The organism is Aquella oligotrophica, assembly GCF_002892535.1.
GTDB lineage: Bacteria > Pseudomonadota > Gammaproteobacteria > Burkholderiales > UBA11063 > Aquella > Aquella oligotrophica.
On the sequence record NZ_CP024847.1, the window covers coordinates 2,548,343 to 2,567,972 of the forward strand.

The window sequence follows — 19,630 nt, forward strand, 5'->3', positions numbered from 1 at the left end:
GCTACCCTCTTTTTATAAAAGCCTTTACTACACCAATAAAATAGCCACAACATAATAACATGGTAATACAAAAGCTAGCTGGCAAATCAAAATGATATGAAACATAAAGTGCAAGTATCAGTGCAGCATTCGCAACCCCAACACTAATTGCTACAATACGGTAAATTGATTCGCCCCACTGAATCCCGATAGCGCCCGGGATTATTAATAATACAAATACCAGTAACGCACCAACTACTTGGCACGCCATAGATACAGTAATTGCCAGCACCAAGAAAAACACTACGGATAATAGCTTTACGGAAACATTTTTTGATTCTGCAACGACCGGGTCTATGGAGGCAAAGATTAATGGACGACTAATCACGAGCATAATCATGAGAATAACAGAAGCTAAACCAAGAAGCTGCCAGATTTGGGTATTAGATACCGCAAAAATGTTGCCAAAAAGTATCGCCATAACGCTACCAGCGTAGTTATTTTGGAAAAGAAAAAGAAAATAGGCTCCAAGCCCAAGGACAAATGTCAAAACTACTCCAATTGCCAGATCGTTTTTCTTAACCTTATCCCCCATTAAACCCATAACAATAGCAGCTAAACCATTTAGTACTAATTGCCCCAGAATTGAAGACATGCCAAGTAATGCTGCGGCTGATGCACCGGTCAAACTCATATGTCCAAGCGCATGAGCAGCAAACCCCATCCGCCTTAAAATAACAAAAACGCTAACAATCCCGCATACTGTAGCAACAATAATACCGCCAAATAGCGCGTTTTGCATAAAACTATATGCCCACATAAGTATCCTCTTTTACACATTCTATAGTTGGGCAGTAGTGTACACCAGTACCGCTAAAATGAACAAACGCATCCAGATGACTAGCTATTTCATGCATATCATGTGAAATTATCATTAAGCCCAGCCGTTGATGCTGATGAATTTTTTGCAAGGCTTCAATAAAATGCTGCTTAGCATGCGGATCAAGATCAGCCAAAGGCTCATCAAGTAATAGTAGCTGAGGCTGATTTATCAATGCTTGTGCTAGATAAATCCTTTTTTTCTGCCCACCGGATAAAGTTGTAAATGGTTGATGTGCATAACTATTAGCACCAACTAGATCAATCAACTCATCTACTCTAGATTTTAATTTTTTACTAACCCAGGGTAAGCCATATTTTGAGCCACAGTAGCTTGAAGTTATCAGACTCACGCCACTCATCTTATCCGCAAGATTAATTTCGCGCTCCTGCGGGATATACGAAATCAATTTATTACATTCACCTAGCTTCTGCCCCAAGATAGTTAATTCACCTTTTATCACCGGGATAACGCCAAGAATTGTTTTTAGAAAGGTTGACTTCCCCGCACCATTTTTGCCAATAATCCCAATCCACTGATTATCATCGATCTCAAGATTAAAAGCAGGTGTTAAGCTTCCCGAGGCATAGCCCAATTCAAGATTTTTACAAATTATCATCTTATGGTTACTTCTTAGCTAAAGCCTGGTTAGTATTTTCTACTTCGCTAGTTAGCCATTTATTAATAGTAGTATTAGCAGGCATAGTCTCAGTCACACCAACAACCGGGATATTATTTTTCTTCGCCAAATCTTGCATATTTTTAGTGATTGAATCGGAAACTTGACTATTATAGAATAATACTTTAACCTGCTTGTTGGTTAACCTACTTTGATAATCAGCAATCATTTTAGGGGTAGGTTCAGTATCATTCATGACTTTCCATTGAAAATCAAGTCCTTCCATTTTTAAACCCATTGCATCTGCCATATAACCATAAACCGGTTCTGTCGCAGTAACTGGAGTTCCAGCATATTTTGATTTAGTAGTATCTATCATCTTAACTACCGTATCGTGCCCTTTGATAAAGGTCGCCAAATTCTGATTAACCTCAGATGCAGCTGCTGGATTGAGTGTAGCAATTTTATCTGCTAATACCTTGGCTAATTTCGGGAACGTATCAGGCTTATACCATAGATGTGGATTTTGACCTGATTTCACCCCAACCAAATCAGCTACATTAATTATAATCACCTTTTTCTTATCAACGCCAGCTATCATTTGATTAATCCAGCTATCATAATCAGCACCATTATAGATTATGATTTGTGCTTGCCCAAGAGCCTTACTTGTCGAAGGAGAAGTTGTAAATAAATGTGGATCTGCATCAGGATTACTGATAATACTCTGCACATTCACCTGCTTCCCGCCAATTTCAGTTGCTAATTCACCATAAAAATTCTCAGCAGCAACAATATTTATCCCAGCAGCAAAAGAACTAGCACCAAGAATTGATAATAATGTAATTAAACCAAATTTTTTCATACTTAACACCTTTATAAAATTATTTTTAGAATAACCCTGATACATCTTAAACTAAATTAGTTAAGCCTATTCTTCATCAACGAATGCCCAGCGTGGAAATGGGTCTTCAAATTTGAGCCAAGCATCAACCCCCCGATTCATTTCAGCATCAGTAAGTAAACAGTCATTTAGTTTTGAGATTAAATTCTCTTTATCAATCCCAATACCGATAAAAACCATTTCCTGACGACGATCGCCCCAGCGTGGATCCCAATCTTTCTGCATTTCAATTAACGCTTCTTCATCAAGCTCTTCTGCCGGACAGCTTGCCCACCACATGCCAACAGCCTCATGCTGTACTGCCATCCCCGCTTGGGCAATTTGACCAACCCAATCATTACGCGTCGCTAGCCAGAAATATCCTTTTGCTCGGATTACACTCCCCCAATCACTTTCAAGGAACTCATAAAATCGCTTAGGATGAAATGGCTTTCTCGCTTTATAAACAAAACCACTAATTCCATACGCTTCTGTTTCCGGGACATGCTCACCATTTAGCTCTTTAACCCATAAAGGTGAGCGACTAGCTTCATCATAATCAAATAATCCCGTATTTAGAATCTCTTTTAATTCCACCTGCGCATAATCAGTAATATGTAATTTTGCGGTCGGATTAAGTCCTTTTATAACCGAAATAATTTGCTGCAACTCATCTTTATCGACAAGGGAAGCCTTATTGACAATAATTACATTCGCAAATTCAATCTGGTCAACCAGTAAATTCACTAGACTTCGTTCATCATCCTCGCCAAGACTTTCGCCAATATCTTTGAGAAACGTATCTGAACTATAATCTTTAAGTAAAGTTTCAGCATTAACAACTGTCACCATAGTATCAAGACTGGCAACATCAGAAAGCGACTTACCATTCTCATCACGGAAAGCAAAAGTTGCAGCAACCGGAAGCGGCTCAGATATACCAGTTGACTCAATTAATAGATAATCAAACTTGTTACTATTGGCTAATTTCTCAACCTCTACTAGCAAATCATCACGCAAAGTACAACAGATACAGCCATTTGACATTTCAACTAGTTTTTCATCGGTTTTGGATAATTTGGCATCACCCTTTTCAATAATCGCAGCATCAATATTGACTTCTGACATATCATTAACAATAACCGCTACTTTCAAGCCTTCGCGATTATTTAAAATATTACTCAAAAGAGTAGTCTTACCAGCACCCAGAAACCCTGACAACACAGTCACAGGTAATTTTCTCATAATTATACACCTTTCTGTTACAAAGTAACATCATTTATAATCTTTAGACATAATCTATCGACACCCATTAATGTTACACTGTAACATTATACCATAATAAAAAACTACATCACTAAACTAAAATAAACCTCGACAAACAATAATTAGTTTTATAATATAGTATTAATAACCAACTTATAATTTCAGTATGCAGCTTAAAATTGAAAAAATAACAGCCTATTGTGTAGCAAACAGCATACTGCTAACAAACCAGCAGTCCCTGATCATCAAAATAATTACCGAAATAGCTTCACCACTAACAGCAAATGAGATACTCCATGAGCTACAAAAATTAAATCCTAAAGCAAACCGGATGACAATTCATCGTGCATTAGAAATCTTGATACAGAACGGGCTAATTCATAAAGTGGCTTTTAATCATACCTACAAATTATGTAACCACCTTTATTGCAAACATGACCATCACTGCCAAATTCTTGTCTGCCAAGAGTGTGGAAACCAAACCGAAATACACAACTCAAAGATAACTGAAGCTCTACTAGAAATCAGTAAAACCTATAATTTCAACCTCGCAAACCCGCTTGAGATAACTGGGTTATGCGCCAAATGTCAAATGAAAGGAACTTTATGATAAATGTAAATACCCGCTTTGATGCTGGGAGCATCATAGTAAAAGATGTTAGCAACCCCAAAAACTTACATTTTGGAATAAGAAACGACACCAACTCGCATTTTGCTCAATGGTTTTATTTCCAGCTAAATAATGTAAAACATCAAGAACTGACAATCAACCTTGAAGACTTAGATAAAACAGCATATCCGGGTGGCTGGGAAAACTATAATGTCTGTGCTAGTTATGATAACCAGAACTGGTTTAGAATTCAATCACAGTTTAATAACAACACGCTAAAATTTAGCATCACTCCCGAAGCAAACTCAATTTATTTTGCATATTTTGAGCCATATTCATATAACCGCCACTTAGAATTGATTGGCTTTGCCAATTCACACCATACTGTTTCTCACGAAATCCTTGGGCAAACTGCAGAAGGACGTAATATTGATTTACTTGTTATCGGCGAAGCAGAGGCTAAAAATAAAATCTGGATTATCGCGAGACAACATCCGGGCGAAACTATGGCAGAATGGTTTATGGAAGGATTGATTCATCGCCTTCTTGATAATCAGGATGCGATCAGTAATAGCCTATTACAAGATTCAGTATTCTATCTAGTACCAAATATGAACCCAGATGGAGCTTATAATGGTAATTTACGGACTAATACTAGCGGAACTAACTTAAATCGCGAATGGCTAACCCCAAGTCTTGAGAAATCTCCGGAAGTATTTCATGTTCGAAATAAAATGCTTGCAACAGGTGTTAGCATGAGTTTTGATATTCATGGCGATGAAGCGCTACCATATATCTTTACCGCTGGCTGTGCTGATAATTTAAGCTATAGTAACAAACAAAAAACACTAGAGAAGAAATTTGAAGAAATTTATCAATTAATCAACCCAGATTACCAAACCAAATATGGCTACGAAAAGGGTCATTTTAATGTCGAAACGCCAACCATTGCAACCAGTTGGATTGGAAACCAGTTTGACTGTCTGTCATTCACATTAGAAATGCCATTTAAGGATAATGCCAACCTACCAGATATTGAATATGGCTGGAATGGTTATCGCTCAAGCCTACTTGGGCGTGATCTTCTTAGTGTCATTTATCAGATAATAGTCAAAAATAAAAGTTAATTAATCAAATAAAAAGCCACCAATTTTTGGTGGCTTTGCTATGAAAACAGACTCTAGAAAGTATGTGAAAATCCAACTGCCGCAGTTCCATTATTAATCCATTTGGAACCCGACTGAGCAATTGCATTTGCACCAGGGTTAGTTCCATCCGACATAATAGTATTTTGTGCAGCATTGCCCCACCAGATTTGACCATAGTTGACAAATGCAATTGTGCGCGGAGTAATATTCCAGTCAAGCTCAGCAATTGCCTGTTGGTAGCCAGTGCCACCAAGCTGATTATTTCCAGAAATAATATCCCACGGTGATCCACCAGCCATCAGATTGCTACCATACACATAACCAATTTTTGGTGTCCAGTTATCAATATGCCAACCAAAACTCACACCAATCTCAGCTGTCGATAACACTGCTTGATTTAGTGGGCAATAGCCATTGGCACAATTTGCTGAATTTATATATTGGCTATTTACACCATTAGCTGAAGGATTCTGGATCCAGTAATTATTCATATTACCATTTCCTGGTACCGAGAAATAACCAAGACCCTGTGTAATCTGCCCACCAACACCAGCAAACCAGCTATCAGGATCATCATACTGTAGCTCCAGACGGCTAACATACGCATTAATACCCTGATTCGCCGTATATAAAAACCCACCATTAGCACCAGTACCTACCCCACCAGGCTGACTTCCACCCATGGTTTGATAAATACCTGTATTTTGATAAATTTGATTATTCCAAGTCAGAGAAACATTACCAGGGGTATAGAAAATACCAAAACCATAAATCCCGGCATTATTTGCTCCATTCATGTCACCAGCAGCATCCATACCATTCCCATTGGCACCACCAGTATTAAAGTTTCCATCTAGATTGAAGCTATAATAAGCAGAAAAAGAAACATCGCCCCATGCCGGAGAATCATATTTAACGTTATTAGGTAATACTGCAAGCATACGATCATAGGTACCAAATACGTTGGCATTAGCACCATTATAGATATCTACGGCACCAGTATTAGTACGGAATGTATTAGAAAGGTTACCAATACGAACACGCCCCATGCCCCCTGCAAACCAATATAAGAATCCGATGAAGCCAGAACATTGACACCAGAAGTTGGCTGTCCATAATATGTAGTATTACCTGGATGATTTGGTACCCAGCCTGAGCCTGTAGTATTTTGATAGGCTTCACCAGTCGTAATATTTAAAAATTGCTCTACCTGCCAGATTGCCGCTGTTTGTCCATATACATTATCTGTACCCCGAATACCAAAATACGAACCATAATCCTGTACTGATGTACCGCCAGGCTGAACCTGATTAGCACTAGGAAAAGTATCATTTTCCAAAGCAGCAGATACACGACCATACAACGTCACATCGGCATAGCTTCCACAGCTAATGCTGGCACAAATAAGCGCAAGAATTTTTTTATTCATTACATGCCCCTTCCACAAAGCATAAATGGAGGATTTTCCTCAAAAATTACTCAGGGAATAGAAAAATTACCCTTGATGATATACCATTACTTTAGCATATAACAAATATTAACTAATCCGCCCAGCTTCGAAAATTGATTCTTTTTTAGTTTTTCTTTCAATTCACGGTATTTTTATGTTGCATTTATGCAATTTTTTTATACGTAAATAGGCAAATAGCAATTTAACCAGCCAGACCAAAACTAGTAAATGGTATAATATTCAACTTATTACAATAATTTTTATAACCGAGACTATATATATAAGACCTTTATAAGGCACTAAGGTGACACCAGAAACCCCAATTATTCAATTTAATCAGGTAACTAAAAGCTATGGTACGTCAAACAATGCTCTTAATAATATTAGTTTTAGCATAAATAAAGGTGAGCTGGTTTTTTTGGCAGGACACTCCGGTGCTGGCAAATCAACCATCCTTAAACTCATAGCCGGGATAGAAATTGCCAGCATGGGCAGTACTATTATTAACGGTATTGACCTAGCCCAAATCAGCCAAAACCAGCGAACATTTATTCGCCAGCATGTAGGAATCGTTTTTCAGGATCACAAGATATTATTTGATCGCAATGTATTTGACAATGTGCGACTGGGTCTTGATATAACCGGACTATATAATAAAGAAGAAACCATTGAACGGGTCACTAGCGCCCTTCATGCGGTTGGACTAGAACATAAAATCAAAACTCATCCACAAGAACTATCCGGAGGAGAACAGCAGCGCCTGTGTATTGCAAGAGCAGTTGTACACAAACCTAAAATATTACTAGCTGACGAGCCAACCGCAAATCTTGACCGGGAAAATGCATTAAAAATCCTAGAATTATTCAAGGCATTTCACAAGGCAGGAGTGACGATTATAATTTCTGCTCACGATGAAACACTTTTAAGCGATTATGGAAAAAGGATACTTTATCTGAATAACGGTCAATTCCGGGGTTAGCATGAAATTACTAGCACAACACTTACGAAGTTTTAATAATGCTTGGTATAATATCTTAACCAAACCAGTTGAACACTTTATCAATATTATGGCACTAACTGTAATTATCGCAATTTGCCTAATAGCTATAATTATTGGAAACAACCTGAGCCACTGGCAACAAAAAAATATTCTACACCCACAAATTACAATTTATCTAGACAGATCGGCCAATAGCAAAGATATTGCCAAGATCGAAAAAGAATTACATAAATTTGATCATTCTTTAATTAGCAACTACAAGTTTATCAGTAAGGAACAGGCTCTTGTCGAACTACAAGAAGATAAGAACCTAAAAGAAATAGCATCTGATACACTTGAAGAAAATGCCAACCCGTTACCAGATGTATTTATTGTTGAAACAGCTACCAATAACAGCCAAGATATAGAACGGATAAATATTCAGCTTGGACAACTACCAAAAGTAGATAATTCGCACGTTGACTTAAATTATGCCCAAAAGATCAGCCATCTGGTAAGATTTTCTTCAATTATTGTGCAGGCGATTCAGCTAATTTGCATAGTTCTGGTAGCACTGGTAGTATACAATATTATTCGCTTACAAATGTTACTTAAAGTCGATGCCATTAGCGTCTCTAGGTTAATTGGTGCCAGCGATAGCTTCATTATGCGCCCGTTAATTCACTATGCAGTATGGCAAGTAACACTTGCAACCAGTATTGCCGCACTGGGGGTTCACTTTCTCAATAAATATTTAAATCAACTATTATCTACAATGCAGCCATTATTTGGTAATGGTATCCAAATCCTACCGTTACCTTGGTTACAAATGCTCGTAATATGGCTAGTTTTAACTATTTTTACAATATTTACTGTATTTATTGCTGTTCGTTGGGTATTTCGTAATACTTATCATATTTAAGCCACAAAATGAAACTTTCTGATTTTGATTATTATTTACCAGAACAACTGATCGCAACTGCGCCATTAAAAGAGCGCCATGATAGTCGCCTATTAATAGTTAGCGACAAATTGCTTGACCAACAATTCAAAGACATAAGCAAATATATTTCTCCCGGAGATTTACTGGTTTTAAATAATACTCGGGTGATTAAAGCTAGATTATTTGGGCATAAGCCAAGTGGTGGCAAAGTTGAAGTTATGCTGGAACGAATAGTTGATGATTACTCATTAATTGCCCACGTACGCACTAGTAAATCAATTAAACTAGGTATGCAGATAACCCTACCTGAACTAGAAGTTGAAATCACTGAAATTCTTGGTGGATTATTTAAGGTAAGTAGCAAAATCCCAGTAAACTGGATAGACTATTTCGATAAACATGGAAATCTGCCATTGCCACCATATATGCAGCGTCAGGCAGAATTATCCGACGAAGAACGCTATCAAACAGTATATGCTAAGGATGAAGGCTCAGTTGCTGCGCCTACGGCGGGGCTTCACTTTAGCAAAGAAATTCTCGATAAACTTGAAGCACAGGGGACAAAAATCGCCTATGTAACCCTACATGTAGGTTCTGGGACATTCAAACCCGTTAGTGTAGAGAATATTTCAGAACATAAGATGCATAGTGAGATCTTTAATATCAGTCAGGAAACAATTGATAAAATTATTCACACCAAAAAAAAAGGCGGGAAAATAGTTGCTGTTGGAACTACCAGTATGCGCACCCTCGAAACAGTAGCCAAACGCGGCTTAGTAGCTCAAAGTGGTGAAACTGATATTTTTATAACTCCCGGCTTTAAATTTGAAATAGTAGATAAATTAATCACCAATTTCCATTTACCTAAATCAACCTTACTAATGCTAGTAATGGCATTTGCCGGAATAAATGAAATTAAAAATGCATATCAATATGCAATAGAAAATAAATATCGATTCTTTAGCTATGGTGATGCCATGCTATTGACTCGAAAGGAGAGTAACCATGAATGATGATAAGCAACAAACTCACTTTGGTTTTAAAACAGTTACTGAAGATAAAAAGGCAAGTCTGGTTGCGGATGTCTTTCATTCAGTTGCCAAAAACTATGATATTATGAATGATGTTATGTCGTTTGGATTACACCGAATTTGGAAGAGATTCACATTATTTACCTCAGAAATAAAACCGGGAGATAAAATTCTCGATATTGCTGGTGGTACTGGTGATATGACCAAAGGATTTAAAAAAATCGTTGGCGATAGTGGCGAAGTCTGGCATACCGATATTAACTCATCAATGCTAAAGGTTGGGCGTGATCGCTTGCTTGATGAAGGAATTCTAACTCCACAATGCCTATGTGATGCGGAAAAGCTGCCATTCCCAGATAATTACTTTAATGGGGTTTGCGTTTCATTCGGACTCCGGAATATGACCCATAAGGATATTGCTCTAAAAGAAATGTATCGGGTACTAAAACCAGGTGGCGTATTGATGGTGCTGGAATTTTCCAAAGTTCATAAACCACTCGATAAAATTTATGATATTTATTCATTTAAGCTTCTACCATTAATGGGTAAGGTCATCGCCAAAGATGCTGATAGTTACCAGTATTTAGCAGAGTCAATCCGGATGCATCCCGATCAGGAAACCTTGAAAGAGATGATGCTTGAAGCAGGATTTGATAAAGTAAAATATCATAATCTTACCTTTGGTGTGACAGCATTACATAAAGGCTATAAAGCCTAACCATGAAATAGCTAGAATCATGAAAAATCAGTTATTTATCCTTATTATAAATCGCCTACTCCGTGCAAATGTCGGACTAGCTGATAAAATGGCCAAGCTTACAGGGAAAACTATTGAACTTATCCTCATTGGCGCAAAATTCCGATTTGAAATAACTGGTAACTTTATTACTGAAACCGAAAACACTGAACCAAATGTGCGAATAAATATTCCACTTAGTGCTTCAACTCATCTGATTAATCCTGATCAGCTAAAGACTATGAAACAGATCCAGATTGAAGGCGAACTTAAAATCGGGCAGGAATTTTTGCAACTATTAAGCCAGCTTCATCCGGAAGATTTATTATATCAACATGATAATATGATTCTGGGAATAATTACGCGTAAACTGGAAAAATTAGTCATAATGGTAATTGACTATCTCAAACTCCTTATTAGTAATGGATTATATTCAAGTAGTCAATATCTGCAATACGAAAGTCAAGATTTAGTTGGACATTATGAAATAGAAGACTTCTGCAATCAGGTTGATGAATTAAATTCCCGCTATGAACTATTAAATAAACGAATTGCCAGATTAAGAAATATATGACATTACTTCGTCTTTTAAAGATAATCATTACATTTAAACGCTATGGCTTATTCCAGATCCTACGGCTTAATGAACGAATTACCAGATTTGCTATACTAATTGACTTACTGCTCTGGTTTATTCCAGCTAAATTAGCCAATGAACCATTACCCAAAAGAGTAAAACTAGCCTTTGAAAAGCTTGGACCAGTTTTTGTCAAATTCGGTCAATTACTATCAACCCGTCCAGATTTAATTCCTGCTGAATACATGGAAGAATTAGCTAAACTGCAAAGCCAAGTTCGCCCATTTAGTTCAAAACTTTCTCGGGAAATTATTGAGTCGGCATTAAAGCATCCGATTCAGAAGGTTTTTAGTTCATTTACTGATGATCCAGTTGCATCCGCTTCAATAGCACAAGTCCATCGGGGTAAACTACTTGAAAATGGCAAAGAAGTTGCAATTAAGGTTTTACGTCCGGGTATTGGTAAAATAATCCGTAAAGATATTCGCCTCCTAAAAATAATTGCCAAAATAGTTGAGAAAATGTTTAGTGATGGCAAGCGCTTACGTCCACTTGCTGTTGTTGAAGAGTTTGAAACAACCATTTATGGTGAGCTAGATTTATCTCAGGAAGCTGCTAATTGTACCGAGTTAGCAAGGCTACATAAAGGTGATCATCGAATAGTAATTCCTGAGATATATTACGATTACTGCACCAAAGATGTTATTGTGATGGAATGGAAAAATGGTATTCCAATCTCAGAAATAGCTAAGCTTCGGGAACAAAATATTGATCTAGTCAAACTCTCGCATTATGGCGTAGAGATCTTCTATACGCAGGTATTTCATTTCGGTTTTTTCCATGCCGATATGCATCCGGGAAACATCCTTTGCGCAGCAGATGGACGTTATATCGCACTTGATTTTGGCATCGTTGGCTGTTTATCAGAAGAAGATAAACGCTATCTCGCAATCAATATTCTGGCATTTTTCAATCGTGATTACAAAAAAGTTGCATTAACTCATGTTGAATCAGGCTGGGCACCCAAAGATACGCCAATCGAACAATTTGAAAATGCAATTCGCGCAGTTTGTGAACCAATTTTTAATAAACCACTAGCGCAAATATCTTTTGCCCAAGTACTGATCAAATTGTTTCAGGTTTCCCGGCGCTTCGGAATTATAGTCCAGCCACAATTAATCCTACTACAAAAAACCATTGTTAATGTAGAAGGCTTAGGTCGATTACTTAATCCCGAATTAGATCTTTGGCAAACTGCCAAACCAATTCTAAATAAATGGCTCCGCGAGCAAATGGGTATCAAGGGAGTAATCAAAAACCTTAAAGAAGAATTACCGCACTGGTCATATACTTTGCCTACCCTACCGCGTAACTTTGCCAATACCTTGCTTAAACTGCAAGAGTCTAGTGATATGAATTTGCGTTATGAAAAACTATTAAAAAATAATCAGCGACAAAATCAATTACTGATTCTTGTAATAATCATATTAATTCTAGTACTGTGTATCAAACTATGACCGATTTAGCTCTAATTTACGACGACAATAGCTATAAAATTGTAAGACTGCTTAGTCAGGACAAAAAAAGCGTATCAATTGAATTGCTTGCTGCGAACAAACAGCAAAAAAAGATTAAATTTGATAATCTGGTCGATAGTTTTAGCTCTTCAAATCCAGAAAAATTAATTACATCAGTCTCTACTTTGAGCCAGGAGATTGATCAAGAATTACTCTGGGAATTAAGTAGTGATAATCAGCTATGGAATTATGAAAGTTTAGCTGAATTATATTTTAGTGACAGCTCTTTGGCACATAAGATAGCACTCTTTATTGCACTAACCTCTCCTGAGATCTACTTCGTTTATAACCCAAAAGAAAAAAAACTAAAACGTTGTAATCAAGAAGAAATAAACCAGCATAAGCTCCAAATTGCCAAGCAAAAAGAATATCAGGAAAAATTTGACCGCATTTATAATAAACTCATCAATAAAGAACAGCCCGATTGGCAGATTGATCCACTTAGCTTACTTAATAAACCGGATAAGAACTCAATTGAATTCAAGGCGAGCAGTAAGGCTGCCAAAGAATTAAAGCTTACGTTAGCAGAGTTATTATTTGAACTTGGTTATATAAAATCAATTGAAGAATTAATGACTACTAATTTTATTCGTCATTATTTCCCACAAGGAACAGAATTAGCTAACATAACTATTAATGACCATAGCGAAGATATTCCATTTAATAATACAATCAAAGTGTTTTCAATTGATGATAGTAATACTACCGAAATCGATGATGCTTTCTCTGTGGAAAAAATTAATGATGGCTGGAAAATCGGGATTCATATCTCGGCTCCTTCACTAAATAAGGAATTACTAACAATCGCAAGTAGCCGCATTTCAACTGTGTATTATCCGGGACATAAAATAACCATGCTACCCGAGCAGATTATCTCTCATTATAGTCTTGATCAAGGTAAGGAATTACCAGTTGTGAGTATTTACTTCACAATTGATAACCAAATGATAGTTGTTTCACATGAAAGCAAACTTGAACTAGTAAAAGTTAGTGATAATCTTCGTACAGAAACATTGGAACAATATTTCAATACCGAAAATCTTTCAATTGATCATGGCTACCCGTATGAATCAGAGTTAAAGCTACTACATAAATTTGCTTTAGCCCTAGAAGAAAAACGCGGACGCCCAAGTGTTAATCAGCTAATGGTTGATTATAATTTTAGCTTTAGTGATGATGGCCAGGTAATTATCAAGCCACGGTTACGCGGTAATCCGATTGATAAACTGGTTAGTGAATTAATGATACTAGCTAATTGTACGTGGGGTCGCATGCTTACTAACGCCTTTATTCCGGCAATTTATCGGGTTAAACAGCCACGAGAACCGGTAGTAATGACTCTTACGCCTAATTCACATACTGGGCTTAATGTTGATTATTATACTTGGGCAACTTCGCCACTAAGGCGTGCAGCAGATATTGTCAATCAATCACAAATAATCAGTTTACTAACCAAAACAAAACCATTAGCTGCGACTGATTATGCGGTAGCTAATATCGTTGAGAATTTTGATGATGTGTATTCTGCTTATCTGAAATTCCAGGATAGTATGGAACATTATTGGTCATTACGTTATTTCTTACAAGAAAATATTACTCAGGTCAATGCAACATTTACCTTTAAATGCAATGTTCAGCTTGATGGTGTGCCTATCCAGCTTGATATTAGCCATCTGACAACTATGCAACCAGCGGGTACAGTTATTAAACTAGCTATCAGTGATATTAATTTGATAAATCAGACATTTAATTACCGAATAATAAACTAGATTATATCGAAATAAAATATGAGTCACTGATTTAACCTTACTCGCTCATAAAGAATATTAGCTAAAATAGTCTTTACTTAAACTAGATTTCTGCTTATTTCTCTCTATTTAACGTATTACTACTGTACCCCACTTTGGTAATATCGAGAATGATATCCAACTAAATATCCCCCTTCTGGATTAATAGCAACATAAAACAAAAAAATCAAACAATATTCAGTCAATCTACAACACAATATTACAAATATTTTGCATCTAAGTGATATAATCATATCAATACAGATACGGAATTTACCACCATGTATGATGATTTACATATATTTATTAAAGTTGCTGAAATTGCAAATTATAGTAAAGCGGCAATACTATTAAAAACCAGTCAGGCAACCATAACCAGAAGGCTGCAAAGTCTTGAACAGGAACTAGGGGTTAACCTGATAAAAAGAAATAGTCGTACCTTTGAATTAACCGACAAAGGTAAACTCGTTTATGAGAAGATGGTTGAATCAGTAAAAGACTTTAATACCACACTTAGCGACTTTAAAGAAAACAAGGATGTTATTCGTGGGACACTAAAAATTGCTATTCCAGCAGCACTATCCTATGAATTGATAACACCGCTATTAAGCAAATTTAATCAATCATATCCACAAGTACAACTAATAGTATCCTATACCAGTAATCCAATTGATCTAATGAAAGATGACTATAATCTTGCAATTAGTACTATTCTACCAACCTCCCAAAATAGTAAAGTTAAGCTACTTAAAAAATTTCAGTTTAAGCTTTATACTACACCAGAGTATATTAAAAGCCACGGAAAATTAAAAAAACCGGAAGATCTAAATAATCATAATGTAATTGGGCTAATGAGCCTAGATGGTCATTTACGTGTAAGCTATCCGCTTACAAATGTAAAAACCGGTAAAGAAACCATAATTAACCATCAGGCATCGGTTTATATAAATAATCTGCTGCATGGAATCCAGCTGGCCAAAACGGGCAATTTTATTATTGGTGGTTGGGATGAACTGATGAAAACTGAACTTGAAAATGGCTCTATAATTCCGGTACTGGAAGATTATCTATTTGGTGAAATGTCATGCTACTTTATTCGGCATAATAATACTCCGTCAAAGCTTGAGAATCTGTTTACCGATTTTATTTTTAAAAGTCTTGGAGTGTAACCATGTTTGATGATATTATTCTTTTTATCAAACTAGTTGAGGTTGGTAGTTTTAGTCAATTGGCAAAATTACTAAATTCCAGTCAGGCAACAGTGAGCCGCCGCATCCAAAGCCTTGAAGAGAATTTAGGTGTTACACTACTTAACCGCAATCAACGCCATCTTGAAGTTACTCATGACGGGCAAATGCTATATGAACAATTTAAAAAACCAGCAACTAATCTGGAGTCATCATGGCGGCTGGTTTGTGAAGAATTACAGGATGAGCTGCAAGGAACTATCCGTTTAGCATTGACTACCGAAGGAGCAAGAGATATTATCTTACCAAAACTCCAAGACTTCTTAAATGAACACCCTAGAGCTAGGCTACATGTAACATTTACAACGCAGGCAATTCATCTAGTAAAACAGCATTATGATATTGCAATTAGCTCGTCTTTACCAGAGTCAGCAACACATACCGTAACCATTCTTAGTAAATTCAAGTTTAAACCATATGCAAGCCCAGAATATATAAAGAAATATGGCGCACCTACCAACCTAGATGAATTATTAACCCACCGTTGTATTGGCTCACTTGGTTTTGCTGGCGAAGAAAATAATAACTATAAGGCGGAAAACCTAAAAACAGGCGAGGAGAAAATAATCTCTTATACCAGTAGGCTATATATGGATACTACTTCACATGCAGCAATTGTTGCTAAACACGGTGAGTTTATCACCGGCGCTTGGGATGCTGTTGTGACTAATGAAGTAGCTCGCGGCGAATTAGTTGAAATATTGCCAGACTACAGTTTTTTTGAAATTCCGTGTTTTCTGGTGCGTAAAGCAGGAGTTACCAGTAAGCTTGAGCAAACATTTGCTGAGTTTATCATCAAGGTATTTAATGAATCATTACATAATAAGATGAACCCTTTAACTGAACCTCTTTAATGATCTATTATTTAGCTAATAAAAAAGCCTTTATATAGAGAAAAAGTATAGCTGTATTTTTGAGGATTATAAATATTTTTAGAATAAGTAATTCTTATATGATTTTCAAAAATGAATCGTTGTTATACACAAATGTTCATTTACATGATAGTTTAAGTTAGAGGATAATACTTTATGCTAGTTATTAGCAATTTTAAGTTTAATTAAAAAAGGGATATATATGAAAGCCAAGCTGATTAGTCTATTAACCTGTCTAGCTTTAAATAGCTATGCAGCCAATACTATAATAAGTGTTCCTTCTACACAACTTAATAACTATACGGTTATTAGAGCTGAGATCCCTACTATTAGCGGAATAAAATCAGCCACACAAAACTGTGCGAATCTTTCATATTGTGACATTACCATGGCAGGAGTCTCATTAGCTCCTGGGGTTTATGAAATTAATATCTATGCGGCTAATAACGGCAAGAAGATCGGTAGTGCACCAATTGAAAAATTTGCGAATCTTCCGGGTGACGATATTTATAATATCAATCTAAATTTAAATAATCTAAATCTTAGCAATTTAGCTACGCCTGAAGCATCACGAATTAGTATTGATGGTAGTAACCTTGGTGATTATAAAGAAATATCTCAGCGTGTTGGTGCAAGCTTTAAAATTATTGCTGCGATTTTCCCACAATTAAAACCAGTCAGTGATTTTGCTGGTGGTGTAATAGAATTAATTTTCCCGAAAAATAGCGGAGGAAGTATTGATTTAAATACAACGAATAAGCAGTTACTCCTCGCAATTGATTTGATTAGTCAAGTTGGTACTCAAGTAAAAATCCTTGAGGATAAATTAATAAATTTTTATACTCAATACAATAAAGACAGATTTCAGGATAAGATTAAAGGGCTTAATAGTGATCTGGGAATTATTAATCAATTATCTCAGCAGGTTGGCTACACATTAAAATCATCTAATAATAGTCTAATTGAATATATGAAAGCTCATCAGAAGACTGAACGGTTAACTACGATAATGGATTTTTTTCAAAAGGATCGGAATGCTGCTGAACTCGCCTTAGGCAATATTTTGGGTAAAAATGGTGATAATCTAACAAATATAAAATCGGTTCTTGATTCTTTAATGCATGAAACCAGTCGTGATAATGCAAAAGTCAATTATATTGCGCTAAATAGCTTTTATAACGCAGAATATATAAAATGCTACACCGATATTCTTGCTGCTATTGCAAGTATGCAGCAGATTGATACACTTGGAGCTACTTTAATCAGTAAAGATTTTCAATATGCGAATATTTATGCCGGACACATTTCGATTAAAATTGATGGAGTATCACCTCAAAATACTATACAACAGAATGCTGCAATAGTCCGTGAGTTTTACGCAAAAAAAATACAATTATTACTAAATAAACTTCCAATTGATAAGAATAGTTTAAAAGATGTCTATGGACCAACGGGCTTAAGGTTTGATGATTATTCGAGATTTAGTAGCGAGGGTCGCTTAGATCCTACAAAATTATCATCATTGGCTGGGTTGACTATTACATCCTATGATGGAACTACACTTGTTGGAACTTATGGCGGAAATTCGCGCTCAAATTGGCCTACTGCCGCAGTATTTAGTCTTCCATTCCAAAACTATCAAAATAGTAAAGTTCACGTTATTAATGATCAAGCTATATTTATTCCACAAAATGCTGTAGATAATAGTTATGATGGAATAGTTCGCCTAGAGCATGTTGATCATACAGAGTTTCGTACTTGGTGGGGTAAAGATGGGGCTAAGTGGAATAGTGATGTTATACACTGGCGCAAGTCTAGGTTTTATAATTCGAAAGCATTCAATGATATCCCTGTGTATTCAGAGTTAAATTATCAGCATCTGGTACGCTTGTATGAAGAAGGGAATGCTAATCTTTACGAATGGAATCGCCCAATGGAAGTGATAAATGGCAACCATATTCGAATGAATCGTCCTAACTATGAAACAAACGTTAGCAAACAGGGAGATGTCGAACCAAGGTATGCAATATATGCGGTAAGTGGGGGTAACGTTCCAGCAAATACACAGTATGCCTTTGGAGTGAAGTATGGTGCCTGGGGAAATACTAGTATCCTGAAATCTGAGTGCAATAATTTTGGCTGTGATGCAAGGTGGCGTGATGAATGGGCTTGGGGATTTAGATTGTTTTGTCCAACTTTCATTTGTAAACAACTTGATGATCGGACGCTTGCTTATCCCGATGGTACTTTTGTCGTAATTAGTGGTGAGCGTGGGAATACTAATATTAATATTACAAGAGATCCTAAGATTGTTAGTTGGCAAAAATATACAATAACCACCAGTTTCCGTTTCTCACAAAACGAATCGTCGAGTTATAACTATTTTTATTACTCGCCAAAAATTAGTAGTATATCTTCAGGAAGTCATAATCTTGCACCTAATTCTACTGATGTTTTTTATAATAAAGAGAAAGTAGTAGGATTTAAATATTCATACGGTATGCAAGATATTAACAAAGCTGGACAAGATGATACTCCATCATTCAATCTAAAAATGGAGAATGGTTTTTGCCATAGCTACAGCACCAAGTTTGGTAAAAATCTCAAAACATGTGTGTCAGATAAAGGAAATAACCATTTTGAAATCAATACCACCGATTAACTACAGGTTATAAAGAGTGTGATCCATAAAAAGCCGCATTTCATAATAATGCAGTATTGGATCTTACATTCAGACAATCTGCTAGTTACTATAATAAGCTATATCCCGAAGTAAGGTTATAGCTTATTTCAATCATACTTACAAATTAGAGTTCTTTCATAACCCATTATTTCATTCTTAGACTAGGAATAAGGACTTTGAGAAACGGAGTGTACACTTAAGTACATGAGTATCGCAGAAGTCTTTATGACAACGTATAAGAGTTAAAGAAGCAGGTTAGGAAAGAGGTCTATTAAATAAACATCATTCACGAATAGCCTGTTTGCTAAGTTCATAAAGCCCGATAAAATATAGGTTTTTAGAATTAGCATAGAGAAAATGACG

The 19,630-nt window shown here is 36.3% G+C and carries 18 protein-coding genes; 12 read left to right on the top strand and 6 right to left on the bottom strand.

Annotation, left to right across the window (positions count from 1 at the left end):
• Position 1: 1 nt before the first annotated feature.
• The 4 genes from CUN60_RS11620 to zigA all read right to left on the bottom strand — a co-directional run bounded on the left by CUN60_RS11620 (position 2) and on the right by zigA (position 3,606).
• Positions 2–799 carry a metal ABC transporter permease gene (locus CUN60_RS11620; protein WP_102952201.1) on the bottom strand — a complete coding sequence of 266 codons (798 nt, stop codon included), beginning with the start codon at positions 797–799 and terminating at the stop codon, positions 2–4.
• Complete coding sequence (locus tag CUN60_RS11625) at positions 786–1,478, bottom strand: metal ABC transporter ATP-binding protein (RefSeq protein ID WP_102952202.1); 693 nt, start codon at positions 1,476–1,478, stop codon at positions 786–788. The genes CUN60_RS11620 and CUN60_RS11625 overlap by 14 nt, the downstream gene beginning before the upstream one ends.
• Before the next feature lie 7 nt (positions 1,479–1,485).
• Positions 1,486–2,343, bottom strand: a complete 858-nt coding sequence (locus CUN60_RS11630) for a metal ABC transporter solute-binding protein, Zn/Mn family (RefSeq protein ID WP_158649412.1) — start codon at positions 2,341–2,343, stop codon at positions 1,486–1,488.
• A gap of 66 nt (positions 2,344–2,409) precedes the next feature.
• Positions 2,410–3,606: a zinc metallochaperone GTPase ZigA gene (zigA, locus tag CUN60_RS11635; RefSeq protein WP_102952204.1), complete on the bottom strand. Its 1,197-nt coding sequence runs from the start codon at positions 3,604–3,606 to the stop codon at positions 2,410–2,412.
• 187 nt (positions 3,607–3,793) lie between these two features.
• Here zigA and CUN60_RS11640 point away from each other — a divergent pair, with 187 nt between their 5' ends.
• Together CUN60_RS11640 and CUN60_RS11645 are read left to right on the top strand one after the other, a co-directional pair.
• Entirely contained in the window at positions 3,794–4,237 is a 444-nt protein-coding gene (locus CUN60_RS11640; protein WP_102952205.1) for a Fur family transcriptional regulator, read from the top strand.
• On the top strand, positions 4,234–5,364 hold the full coding sequence (locus CUN60_RS11645) for a M14 family metallopeptidase (RefSeq protein WP_102952206.1): 1,131 nt from the start codon (positions 4,234–4,236) through the stop codon (positions 5,362–5,364). Before CUN60_RS11640 ends, CUN60_RS11645 begins: the two co-directional genes overlap by 4 nt.
• Positions 5,365–5,417: 53 nt before the next feature.
• Here CUN60_RS11645 and CUN60_RS11650 read toward each other — a convergent pair whose 3' ends face one another.
• Positions 5,418–6,434 carry a hypothetical protein gene (locus tag CUN60_RS11650; RefSeq protein WP_102952207.1) on the bottom strand — a complete coding sequence of 339 codons (1,017 nt, stop codon included), beginning with the start codon at positions 6,432–6,434 and terminating at the stop codon, positions 5,418–5,420.
• On the bottom strand, positions 6,374–6,814 hold the full coding sequence (locus CUN60_RS11655) for a porin family protein (RefSeq protein ID WP_102952208.1): 441 nt from the start codon (positions 6,812–6,814) through the stop codon (positions 6,374–6,376). The genes CUN60_RS11650 and CUN60_RS11655 overlap by 61 nt, the downstream gene beginning before the upstream one ends.
• Positions 6,815–7,157: 343 nt before the next feature.
• On the opposite strand from CUN60_RS11655, the gene CUN60_RS11660 reads away from it, so the two are divergent.
• The 10 genes from CUN60_RS11660 (at position 7,158) to CUN60_RS11705 (ending at position 19,246) form a co-directional block, all read left to right on the top strand.
• Positions 7,158–7,814, top strand: coding sequence for a cell division ATP-binding protein FtsE (locus CUN60_RS11660; RefSeq protein WP_102952487.1), 657 nt, complete (start codon positions 7,158–7,160; stop codon positions 7,812–7,814).
• Position 7,815: 1 nt separating this feature from the next.
• Positions 7,816–8,736 carry a cell division protein FtsX gene (locus CUN60_RS11665; protein WP_102952209.1) on the top strand — a complete coding sequence of 307 codons (921 nt, stop codon included), beginning with the start codon at positions 7,816–7,818 and terminating at the stop codon, positions 8,734–8,736.
• 8 nt (positions 8,737–8,744) lie between these two features.
• Entirely contained in the window at positions 8,745–9,770 is a 1,026-nt protein-coding gene (gene queA, locus CUN60_RS11670; protein ID WP_102952210.1) for a tRNA preQ1(34) S-adenosylmethionine ribosyltransferase-isomerase QueA, read from the top strand.
• Positions 9,763–10,506, top strand: a complete 744-nt coding sequence (gene ubiE, locus CUN60_RS11675) for a bifunctional demethylmenaquinone methyltransferase/2-methoxy-6-polyprenyl-1,4-benzoquinol methylase UbiE (protein ID WP_102952211.1) — start codon at positions 9,763–9,765, stop codon at positions 10,504–10,506. Before queA ends, ubiE begins: the two co-directional genes overlap by 8 nt.
• A 19-nt stretch (positions 10,507–10,525) precedes the next feature.
• A complete protein-coding gene (locus CUN60_RS11680) occupies positions 10,526–11,098 on the top strand; it encodes an SCP2 sterol-binding domain-containing protein (RefSeq protein WP_102952212.1) in 573 nt (190 codons plus the stop codon).
• Complete coding sequence (ubiB, locus tag CUN60_RS11685; protein WP_102952213.1) at positions 11,095–12,618, top strand: ubiquinone biosynthesis regulatory protein kinase UbiB; 1,524 nt, start codon at positions 11,095–11,097, stop codon at positions 12,616–12,618. The genes CUN60_RS11680 and ubiB overlap by 4 nt, the downstream gene beginning before the upstream one ends.
• Positions 12,615–14,447, top strand: a complete 1,833-nt coding sequence (locus CUN60_RS11690; RefSeq protein WP_102952214.1) for a ribonuclease catalytic domain-containing protein — start codon at positions 12,615–12,617, stop codon at positions 14,445–14,447. Before ubiB ends, CUN60_RS11690 begins: the two co-directional genes overlap by 4 nt.
• Before the next feature lie 299 nt (positions 14,448–14,746).
• Positions 14,747–15,634: a LysR family transcriptional regulator gene (locus tag CUN60_RS11695; RefSeq protein ID WP_102952215.1), complete on the top strand. Its 888-nt coding sequence runs from the start codon at positions 14,747–14,749 to the stop codon at positions 15,632–15,634.
• Positions 15,635–15,636: 2 nt separating this feature from the next.
• Complete coding sequence (locus CUN60_RS11700; protein ID WP_102952216.1) at positions 15,637–16,566, top strand: LysR family transcriptional regulator; 930 nt, start codon at positions 15,637–15,639, stop codon at positions 16,564–16,566.
• Between the two features lie 220 nt (positions 16,567–16,786).
• Positions 16,787–19,246, top strand: coding sequence for a hypothetical protein (locus tag CUN60_RS11705; protein ID WP_102952217.1), 2,460 nt, complete (start codon positions 16,787–16,789; stop codon positions 19,244–19,246).
• Positions 19,247–19,630 lie beyond the last annotated feature (384 nt).